The 20058-nt window shown below is 34.7% G+C and carries 20 protein-coding genes and 1 tRNA gene; 13 read left to right on the top strand and 8 right to left on the bottom strand.

What is annotated here, in order from left to right:
• Positions 1-9: 9 nt before the first annotated feature.
• On the bottom strand, positions 10-1530 hold the full coding sequence (locus SIB89_RS05280) for an OmpP1/FadL family transporter (RefSeq protein WP_412561450.1): 1521 nt from the start codon (positions 1528-1530) through the stop codon (positions 10-12).
• A gap of 38 nt (positions 1531-1568) precedes the next feature.
• A complete protein-coding gene (locus SIB89_RS05275) occupies positions 1569-2645 on the bottom strand; it encodes a hypothetical protein (protein WP_412561449.1) in 1077 nt (358 codons plus the stop codon).
• 100 nt (positions 2646-2745) lie between these two features.
• Here SIB89_RS05275 and proS point away from each other — a divergent pair, with 100 nt between their 5' ends.
• From proS to rpsT, 3 genes are all read left to right on the top strand, one after another.
• Positions 2746-4224: a proline--tRNA ligase gene (proS, locus tag SIB89_RS05270; protein WP_412561448.1), complete on the top strand. Its 1479-nt coding sequence runs from the start codon at positions 2746-2748 to the stop codon at positions 4222-4224.
• A gap of 109 nt (positions 4225-4333) precedes the next feature.
• Positions 4334-4405 (top strand) — tRNA-Glu (locus SIB89_RS05265).
• Between the two features lie 24 nt (positions 4406-4429).
• Positions 4430-4681, top strand: a complete 252-nt coding sequence (gene rpsT / locus SIB89_RS05260) for a 30S ribosomal protein S20 (RefSeq protein ID WP_273290991.1) — start codon at positions 4430-4432, stop codon at positions 4679-4681.
• A gap of 140 nt (positions 4682-4821) precedes the next feature.
• Here the strand turns inward: rpsT and rho are convergent, their stop codons facing one another.
• On the bottom strand, positions 4822-6435 hold the full coding sequence (gene rho, locus SIB89_RS05255) for a transcription termination factor Rho (protein ID WP_155090232.1): 1614 nt from the start codon (positions 6433-6435) through the stop codon (positions 4822-4824).
• A gap of 206 nt (positions 6436-6641) precedes the next feature.
• On the opposite strand from rho, the gene SIB89_RS05250 reads away from it, so the two are divergent.
• Positions 6642-7052: a DUF4293 domain-containing protein gene (locus SIB89_RS05250; RefSeq protein WP_412561447.1), complete on the top strand. Its 411-nt coding sequence runs from the start codon at positions 6642-6644 to the stop codon at positions 7050-7052.
• Positions 7053-7113: 61 nt separating this feature from the next.
• Here the strand turns inward: SIB89_RS05250 and SIB89_RS05245 are convergent, their stop codons facing one another.
• Positions 7114-7608, bottom strand: a complete 495-nt coding sequence (locus SIB89_RS05245; RefSeq protein WP_412561446.1) for a metallophosphoesterase family protein — start codon at positions 7606-7608, stop codon at positions 7114-7116.
• Positions 7609-7725: 117 nt separating this feature from the next.
• On the opposite strand from SIB89_RS05245, the gene truA reads away from it, so the two are divergent.
• Both truA and SIB89_RS05235 read left to right on the top strand, forming a co-directional pair.
• Positions 7726-8472 (top strand): tRNA pseudouridine(38-40) synthase TruA, encoded by a 747-nt coding sequence (truA, locus tag SIB89_RS05240; protein WP_273290989.1) that lies wholly within the window; start codon positions 7726-7728, stop codon positions 8470-8472.
• A 29-nt stretch (positions 8473-8501) separates the two neighbouring features.
• Positions 8502-10271, top strand: coding sequence for an ABC transporter ATP-binding protein (locus tag SIB89_RS05235; RefSeq protein WP_412561445.1), 1770 nt, complete (start codon positions 8502-8504; stop codon positions 10269-10271).
• A gap of 7 nt (positions 10272-10278) precedes the next feature.
• Here SIB89_RS05235 and SIB89_RS05230 read toward each other — a convergent pair whose 3' ends face one another.
• From SIB89_RS05230 to folP, 4 genes are read right to left on the bottom strand one after another with little or no spacing between them, the layout of a single operon-like run.
• Positions 10279-11064: a DUF3667 domain-containing protein gene (locus SIB89_RS05230; RefSeq protein ID WP_412561444.1), complete on the bottom strand. Its 786-nt coding sequence runs from the start codon at positions 11062-11064 to the stop codon at positions 10279-10281.
• Complete coding sequence (locus tag SIB89_RS05225; protein ID WP_412561443.1) at positions 11061-11849, bottom strand: DUF3667 domain-containing protein; 789 nt, start codon at positions 11847-11849, stop codon at positions 11061-11063. Before SIB89_RS05225 ends, SIB89_RS05230 begins: the two co-directional genes overlap by 4 nt.
• On the bottom strand, positions 11849-12631 hold the full coding sequence (gene cdaA, locus SIB89_RS05220) for a diadenylate cyclase CdaA (protein WP_155090238.1): 783 nt from the start codon (positions 12629-12631) through the stop codon (positions 11849-11851). Before cdaA ends, SIB89_RS05225 begins: the two co-directional genes overlap by 1 nt.
• Before the next feature lie 16 nt (positions 12632-12647).
• The gene (folP, locus tag SIB89_RS05215; RefSeq protein WP_412561886.1) at positions 12648-13478 is read right to left on the bottom strand and encodes a dihydropteroate synthase; all 831 of its coding nucleotides are present in this window, start codon (positions 13476-13478) and stop codon (positions 12648-12650) included.
• A gap of 144 nt (positions 13479-13622) precedes the next feature.
• Here folP and SIB89_RS05210 point away from each other — a divergent pair, with 144 nt between their 5' ends.
• The 7 genes from SIB89_RS05210 to SIB89_RS05180 all read left to right on the top strand — a co-directional run bounded on the left by SIB89_RS05210 (position 13623) and on the right by SIB89_RS05180 (position 19876).
• Positions 13623-14165 carry a DUF1599 domain-containing protein gene (locus SIB89_RS05210; protein WP_412561442.1) on the top strand — a complete coding sequence of 181 codons (543 nt, stop codon included), beginning with the start codon at positions 13623-13625 and terminating at the stop codon, positions 14163-14165.
• Positions 14166-14249: 84 nt separating this feature from the next.
• Positions 14250-15344, top strand: coding sequence for a BT_3928 family protein (locus tag SIB89_RS05205; protein WP_412561441.1), 1095 nt, complete (start codon positions 14250-14252; stop codon positions 15342-15344).
• Between the two features lies 1 nt (position 15345).
• Positions 15346-16422 carry an ABC transporter permease gene (locus SIB89_RS05200; protein ID WP_412561440.1) on the top strand — a complete coding sequence of 359 codons (1077 nt, stop codon included), beginning with the start codon at positions 15346-15348 and terminating at the stop codon, positions 16420-16422.
• A gap of 31 nt (positions 16423-16453) precedes the next feature.
• Positions 16454-16948, top strand: coding sequence for a TlpA family protein disulfide reductase (locus SIB89_RS05195; protein WP_412561439.1), 495 nt, complete (start codon positions 16454-16456; stop codon positions 16946-16948).
• A 62-nt stretch (positions 16949-17010) separates the two neighbouring features.
• A complete protein-coding gene (tpiA, locus tag SIB89_RS05190; protein ID WP_412561438.1) occupies positions 17011-17760 on the top strand; it encodes a triose-phosphate isomerase in 750 nt (249 codons plus the stop codon).
• Complete coding sequence (gene prmA, locus SIB89_RS05185) at positions 17761-18600, top strand: 50S ribosomal protein L11 methyltransferase (protein ID WP_412561437.1); 840 nt, start codon at positions 17761-17763, stop codon at positions 18598-18600. It begins immediately after the preceding gene.
• A gap of 247 nt (positions 18601-18847) precedes the next feature.
• Positions 18848-19876 carry a M57 family metalloprotease gene (locus SIB89_RS05180; RefSeq protein WP_412561436.1) on the top strand — a complete coding sequence of 343 codons (1029 nt, stop codon included), beginning with the start codon at positions 18848-18850 and terminating at the stop codon, positions 19874-19876.
• The last annotated feature ends 182 nt before the right edge of the window (positions 19877-20058 follow it).

The raw sequence follows: 20058 nt of genomic DNA, 5'->3' as shown, positions 1-20058 counted from the left end.
TAAAGTATTTTAAATTCTAAACCCTAAGGTTAAAATTACGTCTGTAAACTTTGATTGTATTAGTGCAGAATCTGTTAAGCCTACATTGTATAACTGATAATTTGTATCGCGTTCAGATTGACTGAAGGCAACATCTAAATTAAAGTCTCCAAAGCTATATCCTAGACCAAGAGAATATCCTGTTAAATCACCAAATAAAGTATCATCCTTATAAGGACTTTCTTCAAAACGATATCCACCTCTAAAACTTAATTGTTTGTACCTGTATTCACCGCCTAACCTATAGGATACAGAAGTGTCTAATACATCACTAATAGCATTATTCAAACCGGAGAAATAAATGTCAGAGGTAGGTCTAAACTTAGTAGAGCTATAATCTTTTACTGAATAGTCAAAACTTAATAAACCCTGTTTACCAAAGACGTAAGCTAAACTACCTGTAAGTTTTCCTGGAGTTTGTAATCTATATTCTGGAAAAATGTTTATCACATTTGGGTTAATGATTTGATTTATACTAGAGCCATCTTCAATTCTCGTTGTGGCAAGATATTGAGAAGTTTCTTCAGATATTCTATACCATGTAGGGGAATTATAAGATAAACCAACTCTAAATTCTTCTGTTAGTTTTGCAATACCACCAAGTTGAAACGAAAATCCACTACCAGTTGTAAGAAGGTTGTTTTCAAAATCTACATTGGTAACTGAAGATGATGCATTATTGTTAGATTCACTAAAAAACGTAGTACGCTCATAATTGATAAAATGTGAATTAAGATTTAAACCAAAATAGAATTTATCATCATAATTTGTTGCAAAATTAAAAGCTAATTTTCCATTGTAACCTCTACTGGCATAGGCATATTGTTGATTAAAATCTGTACCGTTTATGTTTCTTATGTAATCAGTGTTTTCATCTGTGTCTTCAACAGGATCAATTAAAAAGCCTTCAAATCCTAAAAAAGCCTGCTGATGATCAAATCCGTAGAATGAACCAATTTCAGAGTAGGCTTCGGATAAAGTTTCGCCTAGAAAAGCAGAAATTTCGTCTAACCTCTTTCCTGTCGCATTTTGATAAAAATACTCAACAATACTTGTGTTTGGGTTGACTCCACTAGCCACCCAATCATCGTCAAAGTCTGCAGACCTGTCATAGGCTGCACTAAGAGTAAAATTTTTCCAAGGGGAGCTTATATTGGTATTGTTAAATACTAAAGTTGCACCAAGTTGATTAATGTCGAAATTAGAATTTGAAGATGAATTTGTTCCGTTAAAATAAGTTATATCATCTTCCTTATTGAATAAACCAAAAGAAAGCGAAGCGTGGCTATTGTTAAATATAGCAGATCCAGCGGGATTGATATTGACGCTGGACATATCTCCACCTAGTGCCCCAAAAGCACCGCTCATAGCTCTAAAGCGAGCAGTTCCTTGAATTTCATCCATTGAATAGCGCACAGCATCAGTAATGTCCTGAGCTAAAATATAAGATGTGCTCGCCAAGCCTATGCAAAGCATAAGTAATTTTTTCATAAGTAATTTTTTTAAATTTTTGGAATTAAAACTATGATTTACCCTCTACCACGTCTTCCTCCTCCAGACGACCTAGACCCGCTTGATGATCTAGAACTGCTAGAAGAACGTACACTACCGGAAGATCTAGAAGAAGAACTTCTTGTTGACCTAACAGAACCTGAAGACCTAGTACTCCTACTTGATCTAACAGAACCAGATGATCTGGTACTCCTAGACGGTCTAGTAATTCTCGTATTGCTTCTTGTGTTAGAAGAACTTCTGACACTCCTAGAAGGTCTAGTAACTCTTGTACCTACGCTTCTAGTTGAAGAATTGCCTCTCCTTACAGTATTACCTCTATTCGTTCTTGTAGTATTTGCTGCCCTAGACAGTCTTCGTGTAGAATAATCTCTACTCGAGATTGCAGCATTACTTCTGTTTCTACGAGTTAAATTATTGTTGTTTAACAATGAACCTCTTCTGCCACCATTATAAGCTAGACTATTATTCCCATAGTATCCATTCCAAGCCCAATTGTTGTATCCTGGTGGACACCAAGCATTCCAGCCCCAATTGTTCCAACCCCAGCCCCAACCAGCGTTCCAACCCCAGTTATTCCAGCCGTAAGCCCAACCAGCATTCCAGCCCCAGTTGTTCCAGCCCCATCGATTCCAACCCCAAGGTCGTCCCCAACCCCAGTTATAGCCATAGCCGTAGAACCATGGGTCATTGATACCAAATCCGTACCAACCATTGTCTATAATATTTATTGTAACTGAACTGTTTTGTCCCCAACCACCATAAACAGGTCGTTGCTCTAAAGTATCTTGAGCTCTTTCTACATAATTGCCTTCGTAGGAATCTATATCGGTAAAAATTTCACTTTCTTCTGTAGCTGCATCGAGTTGTGCAGAATTTTCAGCAAAGTAATTTTTATAATAATTTGAGTCCTCAGTAGAAGTCGTAGCTACTATTGGTCGTTCAACATAGGTGTCATCATAATCATCAGTAGCATAGATACCATCATTATCGTACCCTGCATATTGAAATGAACCACATGAAGTTAACACGGCCATTAAGCCGAGTGCAACAAAAAATGGCAATTTTTGTTTAGTAAATGTCTTAAATTGCATATCTCTTATATTTTATTGTTGAACATAGCAAAAATAGTTAGTTTTGCTGAACTATTTCTTTATTTAACATAGTCACAATATTTGTGCCAAAACACTAAAAATGAGCAAAAATCTTACGAGTAGAGCTGAAGATTATTCAAAATGGTATAATGAATTGGTTGTAAAAGCCGATTTAGCTGAAAATTCAGCCGTTAGAGGTTGCATGGTAATAAAGCCTTATGGTTATGCAATTTGGGAAAAAATGCAAGCGGAATTGGATAGAATGTTCAAGGAAACTGGCCATCAAAATGCTTATTTTCCATTGTTTGTACCTAAAAGTTTGTTTGAGGCTGAAGAGAAAAATGCAGAAGGTTTTGCCAAGGAATGTGCTGTGGTAACACATTATAGATTACAGAATGATCCAGATAATGAGGGAAAACTTAGAGTTGATCCAGAAGCCAAATTAGAGGAAGAGCTTGTGGTAAGACCAACAAGTGAAGCCATTATTTGGAGTACCTATAAAGGTTGGATACAGAGTTATAGAGATTTGCCAATCTTAGTGAATCAATGGGCAAACGTAGTTCGTTGGGAAATGAGAACTAGATTATTTCTTCGAACTGCTGAGTTTTTATGGCAAGAAGGTCATACGGCACACGCTACAAAAGATGAAGCTTGGGAGGAGACTAGGTTAATTAATGGTATATACGCAAAATTTGCTGAGAATTTTATGGCTATTCCTGTAATACAAGGTTTAAAAACTGAAAGTGAACGTTTTGCGGGTGCAGAAGAAACCATGTGTATAGAAGCATTGATGCAAGATGGTAAGGCGCTTCAGGCTGGGACATCACACTTCTTAGGGCAAAATTTTGCTAAAGCCTTTGATGTTAAGTTTACAAATAAAGAGGGTAAGCAGGATTATGTTTGGGCTACATCTTGGGGAGTTTCAACAAGGTTGATGGGAGCTTTAATAATGACACATAGTGATGATAAAGGTTTAGTTTTACCACCAAACTTAGCACCATATCAAGTTGTTATTGTACCTATATATAAGAATGAGGAACAATTTAATGCGATCAGCGAAGTGGCAGATGAAATTATAAGTGATTTAAAAGAACGTAACATCAGTGTCAAGTTTGATAAAAGAGATACACTAAGACCGGGTGCCAAATTTGCACAACATGAATTGCAAGGAGTACCATTAAGAATTGCTATAGGACCAAAAGATCTTGAAGATGAAACGGTAGAAGTTGCAAGGCGTGATACATTTACAAAGGAAACGGTAATCTTAGATAGAATAAATGTAGTTGTAGAAGATTTACTTGAGGAAATTCAGGAAAGCTTATTTACTAAAGCATTAAACTATAGAGATACTCATATAACAGAGGTCGATGATTTTGAAGAATTTAAAAAAGTTTTGAAAAACAAATCAGGATTCATTTCAGCACATTGGGATGGTACAGCTGAAACTGAACAAAAAATAAAAGAATTGACCAAGGCAACTATAAGATGCATTCCAATAGACAATAAAAAAGAGTCTGGTGAATGTGTGCTTACGGGAAACCCGTCTAGTCAACGTGTACTTTTTGCTAAGGCATATTAATTTTTTTTCAAAAAATATATACTAGTAGTTGCAACATTTAAAAATAGTTGTATTTTTGCATCCGCAATGGAAACATTGTTGGTTCATTTAAATAAGTAAATAACCAAATGGCCCGTTCGTCTATCGGCTAGGACGCCAGGTTTTCATCCTGGTAAGAGGGGTTCGATTCCCCTACGGGCTACAATTTTTAATAAGAAAAAATAAAATGGCAAATCATAAGTCAGCTTTAAAAAGAATTAGAAGTAACGAAAGAAGAAGAGTGCTTAACAGATATCAGCACAAAACTACTCGTAGTGCTATAAAAAAATTACGAGAAGTAACTGATGCTAAAGAAGCACAAAAAATGTTACCTTCTGTACATAGTATGATTGATAAGTTAGCAAAGAAGAATGTTATTCATTCTAATAAAGCTGCTAATTTAAAGTCTCAATTAACTAAACATGTTGCTGCATTATAATTGCAGAAACCACTAAGATATTTAAAGCCTTCTCATTTTGAGGAGGCTTTTTTGTTACCTTGTTTGTATAATAAATCCAATAAAAAAACCTTAAACAATTAAGTTTAAGGTTTTTCTATTACATATAATAAAGAAAAGTTCTATCCATTCATAGAAATAAGGAACTCTTCATTGTTTCTTGTCTGTTTAAATCTATCATTAATAAATTCCATAGCTTCTACAGGATTCATATCAGCAAGATACTTACGCATTACCCACATTCTTTGAATCGTATTTTCGTCTAGTAATAAATCATCTCGTCTAGTACTCGATGATGTTAGATCAATAGCAGGGAAAATTCTTCTGTTAGATATCTTGCGATCTAGTTGAAGTTCCATATTACCAGTTCCTTTAAATTCTTCAAAGATAACTTCATCCATTTTAGAACCTGTTTCCGTCAATGCTGTAGCAATGATAGTTAATGATCCACCATTTTCAATATTACGTGCCGCACCAAAGAATCGTTTTGGTCTGTGAAGTGCATTAGCATCAACACCACCTGATAAGATTTTTCCAGAAGCCGGCTGTACTGTGTTGTAAGCTCTTGCTAAACGAGTAATAGAATCTAAAAGAATCACTACATCGTGACCACATTCTACCAAGCGTTTTGCTTTTTCAAGAACGATATCTGCAATCTTCACATGTTCGTGCGCTTCTTTATCAAAAGTTGAGGCGATTACCTCACCACGTACATTACGTTGCATGTCGGTAACCTCTTCAGGACGCTCATCTATTAGCAATATCATTTGATATACTTCAGGATGATTGGCTGCTATTGCATTTGCAACATCCTTAAGCAACATGGTTTTACCAGTTTTTGGCTGTGATACAATCATACCACGCTGTCCTTTACCTATTGGTGCAAACAAGTCCATAATTCTGGTAGAAATAGTACTTTGTCTATCGGCCAGATTAAATTTTTCCTTAGGAAATAAAGGTGTTAAATGCTCAAAAGCCACGCGATCTCTGACCACATTAGGGTCTTGACCATTTATTTTACTCACTTTTATTAAGGGGAAATATTTCTCACCTTCTTTTGGTGGTCTTACATGACCAAGAACTGTATCCCCTTTTTTAAGTCCAAATAATCTAATTTGAGACTGAGACACATAGATGTCATCAGGAGATGTTAAATAGTTATAATCAGATGATCTTAAAAAACCATAACCATCTTGCATAATGTCTAAGACACCTTCACTTTCAATAATAGCATCAAATTCAAAATCTGGCTCACGATAACGGTTTCTGTTATCCTTGTTACCATTGTTCTTTGAATTATTATTTCTGTTGTCCTTATTACGATTTTGTCTGTTATCGTTTTTTTGGTTGCTGTTAGAACGTCTATTGTCGTCATTACGATCGTTAGACTTGTTGTCCTGCCTCTTATTGTTAGACCTATCGTTACTAGGTTTATTGTCCTTAGGTTTGGTTTCCTCTTTTTTATCAGAAGAATCTGAAGGTTTTTGATCTTTAGTGTCTTGAGGCTTATCCTGAACTCTTGCTCGCTTTTGCTGAGGCTTGGTTTGTTTTTTAGGTTGTGAGTTGTCAGGTTCTGCCTTAGCTTTTACTGCTTCAGGATTTGCTGCTTGGTAATCAAGAATTTGATAAACCAGGTCTAATTTTTTTAAACTGCGGTATTTTGGTACGCTTAGTTGTTTAGCTATATCCTGTAACTCAGGAAGCTTCTTAGCTTTTAACTGTGAAATTTCAAACATTCGTATGTATTATAATTTTGATATTATTAATTCAAGATTTTCTAAATGAAATAAAAAGAAAAAAAGTGAAATTAATTTGGAAGATTAGATAGATGCAACCCAGAGTGTTACTTCTTTCTATTGCAATTATACAACTTTATTTTCAATAATATTTATCTTTTTAAAAAATAAACTGCTAATTTTGCGTTGCTTTTTTAATAAAGATAATGATACAACGCATACAGACACTCTATTTATTTTTAGCTGCTGGCATCTCTGCTGGACTCATCTATGTGTTTCATTTATGGACAAATATGGAAGGTGATAAGGTGTTTGCCGATGACATAAACTATGTATTTGGATTGTTTTTAGCATCAGCTTTCTTTTCAATAGTGTCTATTTTTAGATTTAAAAACAGAAAATCTCAATTTATGTTGGGACGACTTAATATAATATTAAACTTTATTTTACTAGGAATCTTTGTTTATCAATCTCTAAATTTATCTGGAGAAACTAACGTTTCTGAGAAAGGTATTGGGATTCTTCTTCCTATTTTTTCTATTGTGTGTTTAGTCTTGGCTAACAAGGCTATAAAAAAGGACGAAGATCTCGTAAAATCTGTAGATCGATTACGATGAACCTAAAATCTTAGTATATTAGTGTGAAGAACCCAGACGCTGCCGTCTGGGTTTTTTAATTTTATCGCCTATCAAACTCAATAACTTCCAAGTCCCTTATATCCTTTCCGTCAATCTTAAACCGTAACATGGTTCTGGCTTTGTGAAACCCATGTTTACCAACTGCTCCGGGATTGATGTGCAGAAGGTTTAGTTTTTTATCTGGCATAACCTTTAGAATATGTGAGTGTCCGCAAATAAATAAGTCTGGTGGATTATTTTTGAGTTCCTCTCTAACGTTATTGTTGTATTTTGGAGGATAACCACCAATATGAGTTACCCAAACATCTACCTCCTCGCATTTAAACCTGTTATGTAATGGGAACTCTCTTCTTGCTTTAGCATCATCAATATTACCATAAACGGCACGAAGCGGTTTCAGTTTTTTAATATTATCGGTTACTGATAAATCACCGATGTCGCCAGCGTGCCATACTTCATCAGCTTGTTTTACATGATTAAGAATTGCGTCATCTATGTAGCTATGTGTGTCTGATAAAAGGAGTATTTTTTTCACCTGGCTGAATTTATTTCAGTATTTATTATTCCCACGACTTTGGGAATCTCTTTTAATTTAAGATTTCTTTAGCAACTAAAACTTTATCTTTGTCTTTTCACAAAAGTAAGATTTCTATTGCGATTTTTCATCGAACTTTCATACAACGGCAAAGCTTATCATGGGTGGCAAAATCAGCCCAACGCAATTAGTGTGCAAGAGGTTTTGGAAAAAGCATTGAGTACTATTTTAAAAAACAACATCAGTATCACAGGAGCAGGCAGAACCGATACGGGTGTGCATGCTTCACAGATGTTTGCTCATTTTGATTTTGATGGCAATTTTGAACCTAATGATTTAGTTTATAAATTGAATTCGTTTTTACCAAAGGATGTGGCAATTCATTCTGTTTTTAAGGTAGCGCAAGAGGCTCATGCGCGTTTTGATGCTATAAGTAGAACTTATAATTATAAGGTTTCTACATCAAAAAACGTATTTGATTATGATTTTACTTATCAAATGCATTTGCCATTAAATGTTGATGCTATGAATGAAGCTTGCAAAATCTTATTTGAGTATAAAGATTTTCAATGCTTTTCTAAGAGTAATACAGATGTAAAAACGTATAATTGTGATATAAAGGAAGCCTATTGGACTAAAAATTCTGATCAGCTTGTATTTACGATTTCAGCAAATCGTTTTTTGCGCAATATGGTTAGGGCAATTGTTGGCACAATGGTAAATATTGGTTTAGGAAAATTACAACCAGACGATTTACATAAAATTATAGCTTCTAAAGATAGAGGCAAAGCGGGTTTTTCGGTTCCTGCTCATGGATTATATTTGGTTGAGATTGTTTATCCGGATAGTATAAAAATTAATTAAAGGGATTTCCGCCTTTGCGGAAACTAAAGATGGCAGAAGCAAGTAAGAAAAAAATATTTGATGTATCGCTCTTCAAGCGATTGCTACAGTACATAAAACCATACAGAAATGTTTTTATTATTTCATTGGTTTGTGTCATCGGGCTTGCAGCTTTTGGTGCTTTAAGGCCTTATGTGCTGCAACAAGCCATAGATACTCAAATAGCGGAAAGAAAATACGATGGTTTTGTGCTCTATGTGGCTGCAATGCTGGTGCTTCTGATTCTTGAAGTCATTTCGCAATTGCTGTTTATCTATTATGCGAGTTGGTTAGGGCAATCTGTTGTTAAGGATATTCGTGTAAAATTATTTAAGCATATCCTAAAATTTAAAATGACCTATTTTGATAAATCCTCTGTTGGAGTTCTCATTACAAGAGCGGTAACTGATATGGAGCGTATTGCTGATATTTTTGGACAAGGTCTCTTCATGATATTTAGTGATATTCTAAAGATGGTTGTTGTTGCTGGTGTGATGTTTTATATGAATTGGAAATTGGCACTCATAGTATTTACCACACTTCCAATTATTGTCATTGCTACAAAAATATTTCAGAAGTATATGAAACGCGCTTTTGAAGATGTACGCACTGAAGTTTCTAATTTGAACTCCTTCGTTCAAGAGCGTGTTACCGGAATGAAAATTTTGCAATTGTTTACGCGTGAAACTACTGAATATAGAAAGTTTAAACAGATCAACGAGCGACATAAAAAAGGATGGTTAAAAACGGTTTGGTACAATTCTATTTTTTTTCCTATAGCTGAATTTGTATCATCATTAACTATGGGAGCCGTGATTTGGATCGGTGGATTAAATACGGTAGTTGGGCAAACGGCTTCAATGGGTGATTTAATCGCTTTTACCATGTTTATTCCATTATTGTTTAGACCATTGAACCAAATCGCGAATAAATTCAATACGTTACAAATGGGTATGGTTGCAGCGGATCGCGTCTTTAGAGTGTTGGATACCAAATCCAATATCGATGATGCTGGTACGTTAGAGGCCAATCATTTTAAAGGAGATATAGAATTTGATAATGTTATATTCTCGTATATAAAAGACGAAGAGGTTCTAAAAGGTGTGTCATTTAATGTTGAAGCAGGTGAAACGGTCGCCATTGTTGGAGCAACAGGTGCAGGTAAATCTACGATTATTAATTTGTTGAATCGTTTTTATGAAATTAATTCTGGTACCATAAAGATTGATAATACAGATATTAAGGAGATGACCCTAAGCTCATTGCGAAACCAAATTGCTGTGGTGCTTCAAGATGTGTTTTTATTTGCAGACACGATTCTAAACAATATCACCTTAAACAATGAGTACATAACTGAAGAAGATGTTGTAACGGCAGCAAAAGCTATAGGTATTCATGAATTTATTACATCACTTCCAGGTGGTTATCATTATAATGTTAAGGAACGTGGTGTGATGCTGTCGTCTGGTCAACGTCAATTGATTTCATTCTTAAGAGCTTACGTTACCAATCCAAGTATTTTAATCTTGGATGAAGCGACATCTTCTGTCGATTCCTATTCTGAGCAATTGATACAAGATGCAACAGACACCATAACTAAAGGAAGGACTTCTATTGTAATTGCACATCGTTTGGCAACCATTCAACAAGCCGATAAAATTATTGTTATGGATGCTGGGCAAATTGTTGAAATAGGTACGCACAAATCATTACTTAAAAAGAAAGATGGCTACTATAAAAACCTTTATGAAGTACAATTTTTAAAGGCAGAGGCCGTTTAATCTTTTGTTATTTAGGTCTAAAATCTTCTAGATTTATTGCTCCAGTCCCTAACATAATAAAGAATACTGCGAATGAAATAATGATGTAGGCGACAAAGAACAAGGCAAAGAAAATTATAGACCTTAAAATTAAGTCCCAGAAAGAAAGTTTAAAAATACGCGTTAATATATAGCAATTATATATAAACATTAATGGCCATGACAGAAAGCTAAAGGACATATAGCTCTCTGGTGCGACAATCAATACCACTTGTGCTATTAATACAAAAAGTATGCTCAAAAAGGAAATGGAGTAGAGATAGATTATAATATGTTCGGTGAAATTATATTTCTTATTGAGAAAAACTACCCAAGAAATTAATGCGAAGAGCGGAATAAGAAAAGCATAAAACAGTGAATTGTACTCTAAAACACCTTCAAAAGTGTTATTTGCCATTATATCTTGATTCACTGTTATTTCTTCAAACATTTTTGAAAAATCAAAGTGTTCTAAGTAGAATTTTTTAATTATAAAAATAGATAGCCCAGATAATGTTAGCGATAGCCCAAAAAAGCTTATTGGGTTAATATATTTCTTTCTAACACCATTGATGTAACCGACGATAACATCTTCAGGATTTTTAATGAGCTGAACAAATGTTCTAAGTAGCTTGTTATCATAATTGAAAAATGTTTCGCTTAAATGCTCAAACAGATTCTTAAAGGATAATCGTTTTCTAATGACTTTTCCGCCACAATTTTTGCAGTAATCATCATTTTCCTGTAAGTCGGTATGGCAGTTTTTGCAATTCACTTATTTAATGCGATTACGATTCCTATTATTAATCCAATTATAAGCATAAGGAGTATAAATGCAAGTAAATAGACTAACATTACCAATATGAATTTTGCTGTAGTTTCCCAAAAACTTTCTTTAAATACTCGTTTTAGAACGAACCCAAAATATATAAACGTTGGTAGAGTTATAAGTGCAGAAACGATCAAATAGTTTAATCCAAAAACTAGGAATAAAATACTGAAAACAGCAGTAATAATGATTATTTGAGCAGAATAATACAAATTAATGACCATGTGCTCGGTAAAATTATAGCGCTTATCTTCAAAAAAATAATAAACAGTCCAAGACCCTAAAGCTGAAAAAGGAACCATTATTATATATATGAGACCTTGGTAATTAGTCATGCTATCAAAACCTGAATTTAAAAAAGGATTATGTTCATTACCAGGTGCGTTGGCAATGGTGTTTAGAAATTCGGAATCGAACTCTAAGGCCTCCCTAAAAAAAGTGGTCATTAAAAAAACCTGAATACCAGCAAGAGTCAAGGAAATTGCAAAATACTGAAGTACATCAATATATTTCTTCCGTGTACCATTAATGTATCCCTCAATAACTGTTTCAGGTTTCTTGAATAAATCAATAAACGTTCTAAAAAACTTGTTGTCAATTGAGATAAACTGTTCATTAACCTGAGCTGCAAGCACCTTTGGAGTCAAACGATTCTGAATCACTTTAGCACCACACTCATCGCAGAATTTTTGAGTTTCACGTAGGTATTTATTGCAATTTTTACAATTCACTAAACTAGATCTTGTTTAATTTTTTTAATAAGGTCATCAGTGTCCTTAAACATGACGAACTCTCCATTCTTTATATATGAGATTTGCCCGGTTTCTTCGCTAACTGCAATAGCCAGAGCATCAGTTTTTTCGGTGATACCAACTGCAGCTCTGTGTCGCAATCCAAAACGTTCTGGAATATTCTTTTCATTATTTACAGGCAGAATAACTCGAGTTGCTTTTACAACATTATTGTCAATGATAATTGCACCATCGTGTAATGGGCTGTTTTTAAAAAAGATGCTTTCTATAATGGGTTGTGAAACCAGAATATTCATGGAATCACCAGTGTTGGTCAAAAAATCGAGATTATTATTACGTTCTATCACTATGAGCGCTCCAGTATTTGTAGTTCCCATTCTATTGCATGCATTAATAATAGCATCTACATCCGTTGTTGTTTGGTCATCGTTTTTCAGGAATTTAAAGTTTTTAAAAATTCCCTTTTTACCACCAATATTGGTAGAACCTACGAGTAGCAAAAACTTTCTGATTTCTGGCTGAAAGACCACAATAAGTGCAATAATACCCACTTTCATAAAGCCATCAAAAATGCTGTACAGCATTTGCATTTGCAGATAATCAGTTAAGCGCCAGGCAAAATAGATGATAAGAATACCAATAAAAATATTGATGGCAACCGTACCTTTAACTAGTTTATAGATGTAATAGAGTAGTATGGCAACAAGGAAGACATCTACAAAATCTATAAATCTAAAATCCCAAAGTTGTAAGTTTTCCAAAGGTTAACGGTTTTTGCTAATTTATAAAATTAAGTTGATTAAAAAGTGTTACACATTCCACAGCTTCTTTAACATCATGTACACGAAGAATTTTCGTCCCTTTTTCTAAAGCTATCATATGTAAAGCAGTTGTACCGTTAAGTGCATTGTCTGCAGTTGTGCCTAGTGTTTTATAAATCATGGATTTTCTTGAGACACCAGCTAAGATCGGTTGGTCCGTAATTTGAAGCAATTCCATATGGTTGAGCAGCTCGTAGTTTTGTTCTAAGGTTTTAGCGAATCCAAATCCAGGATCTATGATGATGTCGTTGATTTTTGCTTTATGTGCCGCGGTAATCCGTTCAGCAAAATAGAAGTTGATGTCCTTTAGCAAGTCATCATAATCCGTTTGCTGTTGCATGGTTTGTGGATTCCCTTTCATGTGCATCATAATGTAGGGTACACCCAATTTACCAATGGTTGACATCATGTTGTCATCAAGTTTTCCCGCTGAAATATCATTCACCATGGCAGCACCTGCTTCAATGCTTTGCTTGGCGACTTCACTTCTAAAAGTGTCCACAGAGATTAAGGTATCCGGAAAATATTTCAATATTAATTCCACAACAGGCACCACACGCTTTAGTTCTTCCTGTTCACTGACTTCATCTGCGCCAGGTCGAGAACTGTAACCACCAACATCAATAAAAGTCGCACCTTCACTGAGCATAGTCTCTACTTGTTTCAGAATCTCAGATTCATCTTTGTACGTGCCGCCATCGTAGAACGAATCTGGCGTTACATTGAGAATACCCATCACTTTTGGTGTGGATAGGTCAATTAATTTTCCTTTGCAGTTTATGGTTATTGGATGGTTCAAGATTTTAAAATTTAAGACTCAAAGTTATTAACATATTTCCAAATTCGTAAATGCTTATAAAAACATTGAACGCGTAACTTTGAACTTTGGACTAAATAAGCGAAATTTACGCAAAATAATAATAGTTTTTAGATGCAAGATACATCAAAGCAGTACGATGCTGTTATCGCCAAATGCAGAGCGCTTTTTGTAAATAAAATGAGTGATTATGGTAGTGCCTGGAGAATTTTGAGATTACCATCACTTACGGATCAAATTTTTATAAAGGCACAACGTATTCGTAGTTTGCAACAAAATGCAGTTAGAAAGGTTGATGAAGGTGAAGTAAGCGAGTTTATTGGCATTATTAATTATTGTATAATGGCTTTAATTCAATTGGAAAAAGGTGTTGTAGAACAACCTGATATGAACACTGATGAAGCCGCTCAACTTTATGATGAGAAAATTGCGTTGACCAAAAAATTGATGATGAACAAAAACCATGATTATGGTGAAGCTTGGCGAGACATGCGTGTAAGTTCCCTAACGGATTTAATCCTTCAAAAATTATTGCGCGTAAAGCAGATTGAAGATAACGCGGGCAAAACTATTGTAAGCGAAGGTATTGATGCTAATTATCAAGACATGATTAATTATGCGGTTTTCGCCATGATTCATTTGGGGGAAGGTGAATAATTGTCATTCCTGCGAAGACAGGAATCCACTATAAATATTAAAAAAACAATTAGATTCCTGCCTACGCAGGAATGACAAAAAAATATGAAGTATTTAGTTCAAATAAGCAGAATATTAGTCGGAGCCCTATTTATCATTTCAGGATTTATAAAACTGAATGACCCTCTTGGCTTTTCATACAAACTTCAAGAATACTTTGGCGAAGATGTTTTAAACATGGAATTCTTAATTCCGTATGCATTATTGATTTCTGTATTTGTTGTAGTCTTTGAAGTGGTTTTGGGAGTGTTTCTTCTAATTGGTTACAAGCCAAAATTCACAGTCTATAGTTTATTGGCAATGATTGTGTTTTTTACATTTCTAACGTTTTATTCGGCATATTTTGATAAAGTAAAAGATTGTGGTTGCTTTGGTGACGCTTTAAAACTGACACCTTGGGAGAGTTTTACTAAAGACGTCATTCTTTTGGTGTTGATTTTAATATTGGTGTACGGATTAAAACACATTAAACCTATATTCACTAAACTGCCAACTACAGTAATAGCTTTACTCAGTTTTATAGCATCACTTTGGTTTGGGTACCATGTATTGATGCACTTACCTGCAATAGATTTTAGGGCATATGCTATTGGGAAGAATATTAAAGAACAAATGACCATTCCAGAGGATGCACAGAAACCTATATTAGAATACACCTGGACATTTAAAGTGAACGGTGAAGAGCAAGAGTTTGTTACAAATGGTAGTTATCCCCAAGTTGATGGAGAGTATATTGGTGTAGAAACCGAAACCATTGACGAAGGCTATATTCCACCAATACAGGATTTTTCAATTGAGTCTGTAAATGAAGATTTAACGTCGCATTTTTTGGACATGGAAAACCTTTTAATTGTAGCGATGTATAACATTTCAAAAGCCGAAGAGGACGGAGTAGTTAAGCTAAAAGCATTTACGGACAAAGGTATGGCCAAAGGTTATACCGTTATCGGTTTAACATCATCTGGTGAAACTGAAAAACAACAAGTAAAGCAAGACCATAATCTTAATTTTGATTTTTACTTGTGCGACGAAAAAGTGATTAAGACGATAGTACGATCTAACCCTGGAATTGTAATTCTTAACAAAGGTACTGTGGTTGACAAGGCACATTGGAATGATATAGAAGACATAGAACTTTAATTTGATAAAATATCTCGTAAATAAATTATTCTACGCATTCATCACCTTAATTGGTGTGGTTACGGTTATTTTCTTTTTGTTTACCATATTACCTGGCGATCCTGCCAAAATGATGCTAGGACAAAACCAAACTGCTGAGCAGGTTGAAGCTGTAAAGAAAAAGTATGGTTTTGATAAACCATTGGGAACACAGTTTTTATATTACCTTAATGATTTATCGCCAATATCTTTTCATTCTAATAGCTCGAACGATTATACGCATTTAAGTCCAAATAAATACAATGCTTCAAAACTTTTCAGTTTAGGGAATACCACTACGGTTATTAAAACGCCATATCTAAGGGAGTCTTTTACCAAACAAGGTAAAAAAGTAACCGAAGTCATTGGAGAAACCATTCCCAACACTTTTGTTTTAGCTGTTTCAGCAATCATAATTGCTATTATTATAGGAATTATGTTCGGAATCATTTCAGCATTATATAAAGATACTTGGATAGATAAATCCATTCAGGTTTTAAGTACGTTTGGTATGAGTGTACCGTCTTTTTTTAGTGCCATTTTATTTGCGTGGTTCTTTGGGTTTGTGCTGCATAAATACACCAATCTTGAAATGACAGGGAGTTTATATGAGCTCGATGACTTTGGTGAAAAAATGACCATTCAATGGAAAAACTTAATACTTCCGGCCTTAGTTTTAGGTATTCGTCCATTGGCAGTTGTAATTCAGCTGATGCGAAATTCATTATTAGAAGTTATGGGTCAGGAATATATTAGGACAGCAAGAGCCAAGGGTTTAAGTGAATATCAAGTCATAAAAAAACATGCTGTAAAAAATGCATTGAATCCTGTTGTAACGGCAATTTCTGGTTGGTTTGCTTCGATGTTGGCTGGTGCGGTTTTTGTGGAGTACATCTTCGGTTGGAACGGTTTAGGAAAAGAAATCGTAAATGCACTGAATACTCTAGATTTGCCTGTAATTATGGGTGCTGTTTTGGTTATCGCTATAGTATTTATCACCATCAATATTTTAGTTGATGTTATGTATGCATGGCTCGACCCAAGGGTTAAGTTGTCTTAAATCTATCAATTAGAATTAGAATTTGAACTCAATGAAACACATACATGTGAATATTATCTTAATCGTTTTGGTTATGCTATTGGGCTGCCATACAGAAACGCCAACAACATTTTCGGAAGCTGCGATGAATGACACCTTTATTTCTCTAGAAGGTGAATCTGTTCAGTTTAAAGACATAATTAAGCAGTATGAAGGCAAACAAATAGTCATTGATGTTTGGGCAACATGGTGTCGCGATTGTATAGAAGGGATGCCTAAAGTCAAAAAATTACAGAAAAAATTCCCAGATGCAACCTTTCTGTTTCTATCATTGGATAGAAAACAAGAACTATGGAAAAAAGGAATCGATAGGTTTAAAGTTGAAGGAGAACATTACTATATGCAATCGGGTTGGGATGGTCCATTTGGTGATTTTTTAGACCTCGATTGGATTCCGAGATATATGGTTGTGGATGCTGAAGGAAAAATCAAACTATTCAAAGCCATAGAAGCAGACGACAAAAACATCATAGAAGCATTAAAATAATTACTTTTGTTTATTCCAAGGAGTAGCTTAGAACCGCATTTAAATTAACAACTTTCATTATTATGAGAAAACATATTGTAGCCGGAAACTGGAAAATGAATAATCAACTATCAGAAACCAAAGCTCTGATCACCGATTTAAAGCAACAAACTCAGACCTCTGATGCCGAGGTGATGATAGCGCCAACATTTACAAACTTATGGCACGCTTTTGAAGCTTTGAGACAAGAGGATATAGAGGTGATTGCTCAGAATATGCATTTTGCGGAAAATGGTGCCTATACAGGTGAAGTGAGTGCAAGTATGCTGAAAAGTGTAGGCATTCAAACCGTTATTTTAGGACATAGTGAACGTCGAGCTTACTTTAATGAAACGGATGAGTCTTTGGCAAAGAAAGTTGATGCCGCACTAAATAATGAAATGCGAGTGATTTTTTGTTTCGGTGAAGAATTAGCAGATCGTAAAGCAGGAAAAGAGGAGGCAGTCGTTGAGAGCCAAATAAAAAATGTATTGTTTCATTTGGGAGCCGATGCTTTTAAGAACATTGTTCTAGCTTATGAACCTGTTTGGGCTATTGGAACAGGAGAAACTGCAACTCCAGAGCAAGCACAAGACATGCATGCCTTTATTAGAAAAACGTTATCAAATAAATATGGTAATGATGTCGCTAACTCAGTATCTATTCTTTATGGAGGTAGTGTTAAACCAAACAATGCAAAGGAGATTTTTTCTAAGCCAGATGTAGATGGTGGTTTAATCGGAGGAGCTTCACTCAAAGCGGAGGATTTTTACGCAATTGTAAATGCGTTTTAAATGTCTAACACCATTTACATAGGCTACGATTTTAAAGTCGAACCACTACAACCAGCAACAGAAATCCTGATTGCAGAATTAGGTTATGCAGGTTTTGAAAGTTTTGTTGAAAACAATTCTGGTGTAACGGCCTACATTCAAAAAGAGGATTGGAATAAGAATATTCTCGATGATATCCATATTTTAAATTCTAATGAGTTTAAGATCACATACGAGTTCAATGAAATAGAACAAACCAACTGGAACGCAGAATGGGAAAAGAATTTTAAACCCATCGTTGTTGATGATTTGGTAACGGTAAGAGCGCCTTTTCATGACAAGCCAAACACCAAATATGATTTAATAATCGAACCAAAAATGAGTTTTGGCACTGGACATCATGAAACCACGCACATGATGATTCAGCATATCTTGAAAAATGATTTTAAAGACAAATCGGTTTTAGATATGGGTTGCGGAACTGGTGTTTTGGCAATTTTGGCTGAAAAAGTTGGAGCCACCAAATTAGATGCTGTTGATATTGATAATTGGTGTTATGTTAATAGCTTAGAAAATGTAGAGCGCAACCAATGTGAAAATATTTCAGTACATGAAGGAGATGTTTCCTTTCTACAGAACCAAAAATATGACTGTATTATTGCAAACATCAATAGAAATATCTTACTCCAAGATATACCTGCTTATGCAAAAAGTTTGAATAAAAGCGGGAAACTTTTCTTAAGTGGTTTTTACGAGGATGATTTAGCATTTATTACCCAAAAATGCCTTGAAAATAATTTAATTTTCGAAGATAAAACTCTTAAAAACAGATGGATAGCTGCTCAGTTTGAAATTGAATAATTCTTAATTTATTACATTATTTTTTAAGTAATCCTCAATATTTTGTGTTAATTTAACATAAAAATATAAAAAAGTGTGGTTTTTCCGTAATCTAAGTTTCTCTTTTCTACGTATATTTATGCAAATAATATTATTTTAATTGTAGCAGATTTTCTGTTGATACATCAATACGTATCGACCCAGATTTACCTATGCAATTGTTTACGTAAACGTATAAAACAATTCAACTAATTTAAACATTTTAAAAATGAAAAAACCATTAAAATATTTAGCAATTGCCTTTTCAGTTTTTACACTGGTATTTACAGCTTGTGAAAAGGACGAAAATATCGATGACACTTCTAATTTTCAAGAAGATATGATTATTAACATGAATAATTTAGATAACAGAACCTTAGTTACAGATGCCGACCTGCTCGAAGCCATATCGGCTTTGGATATTGATGCTGGTATTGTGTCTAGAGGCGATTTTCATTTGCCTGATGGTACAATAGAAGAACGCATTTATATAGGCAGTGATATCACTTTTACATTTGAAGACCTTAATGATTTAATTGGTGGTGGTGCTGAAGGGCGCCAATATAGTACCTATAATCTTGTAGAGGGAGCTTATCTTACCATTGATATTTTAGGATATACAGGTGGTAGTCAAGCTTTAAGTAGTAAGGCTCGCACAGCTTTGCAGTATGCGGTAGACAACTACAACAATCTTAATACAACTCTGCAATTTAACCTAACCTTTGGTACCAATCATCAAGCAGCGGATATGGTAGTTTATGACAACACGGTTAATAATCCTAACGGTACTGGAGGTGTAGCAGGGTTTCCTAATTCAAGTGGGCAGCCACATAAGTATATTCAGATTTATGGTATAGAGCAGTTTTCAACTAACGTGAACGAGCATGTGATTACACATGAAATTGGTCACTCGGTTGGTTTCCGTCATTCAGATTGGTTTGACCGTGCAAGTTGTGGTTCTTATAATAACGAAGGACAAGGTTCTAATGGGGCAGTGCACATACCAGGTACTCCAACAGGTACGGATATTACATCGATTATGCAGGCATGTTTTTCCACTAGTGCAGATGGTGAATTTAATGGAAATGATATCACAGCATTAGAATATCTATATTCACAATCAACCTCTGGTCCATGTGATGGAGTGCCAGCGTGGAATAGTGGTACAAGTTACAGTCCTGGTGATCGTGTAACTTATAATGGAAGTTTGTACGAACGAACTTCTAGTGGATGGAATTATCTCGGTCCTTGTAACTAAATAGTTAGAACAATACTTTTTTGTCACCAAATTATTAATGGGTTGCTTACTAGTAAGTAGCCCATTTTTTATTGGTAGAATTTCAAATTAAAACAAAGTCCTGTCATGGAGTTCTTACAAGTTATGTTTAAAATTGAAGTTTTAACATTTCAATTATGTCTATATAGTATTCTTTTTCGTTT

The sequence above is a fragment of the Winogradskyella sp. MIT101101 genome (assembly GCF_047126865.1).
Classification (GTDB): Bacteria; Bacteroidota; Bacteroidia; order Flavobacteriales; family Flavobacteriaceae; genus Winogradskyella; species Winogradskyella ouciana.
The sequence above is the reverse complement of the archived record's forward strand: the minus strand, read 5'-3'. Positions and strand labels throughout refer to the sequence as shown.